Consider the following 558-nt stretch of genomic DNA (forward strand, 5'->3'; position numbering starts at 1 on the left):
TCTTTGGTGTAAGGATCACGAACCAAGCCGCCTCTCTTGTATACTGCGAGTACATTACCTTCCTTAATACCATCACGCTCGCCGCGGTTGATAACAACAACATTATACTGACCAATATTACCAACACCTGAAGCCACAGAAATCATCTTGCCTCGAATATCATGCTCTGGCTTACTTGGCACAAAATTAGAGTTAATCATTCTATCTTCAGTCGGCAACAAGCGGTCACCTTGGCGCAATTCTTCACTGCTACGAAGAATATTCAGCGTCACAACTTCTTTGTTTACTTGATCAACATCTGCAGTGGCAATCGCTTTCGCTTCAAGCCCCAATAATTCATTCGTTTCGGGGTCAATATAAGTCTCGCTAGAACGATATACGGCTACTTTCTCAGCACCCTTAACGTCACCTCGAGCGAAGACCGTATCACCAGTCCCGGTGATCAGGTGATTCTCACGACCGATAAGCACGTAAGGCGCCATTTCCATCTCTTCTTTTTCAACAATTCGGTTCTGAGACAAGAAACTGGCTATTGCATCAAGTGGAATCGTCGGAATC

1 pseudogene is annotated in these 558 nt (G+C 45.0%); it reads right to left on the reverse strand.

The annotated features are described in order from the left end of the window. Positions 1-558: pseudogene (locus A3763_RS28990) on the reverse strand (peptidoglycan-binding protein); the annotation flags it as partial.

The sequence above is a fragment of the Oleiphilus sp. HI0128 genome, from assembly GCF_001635365.1.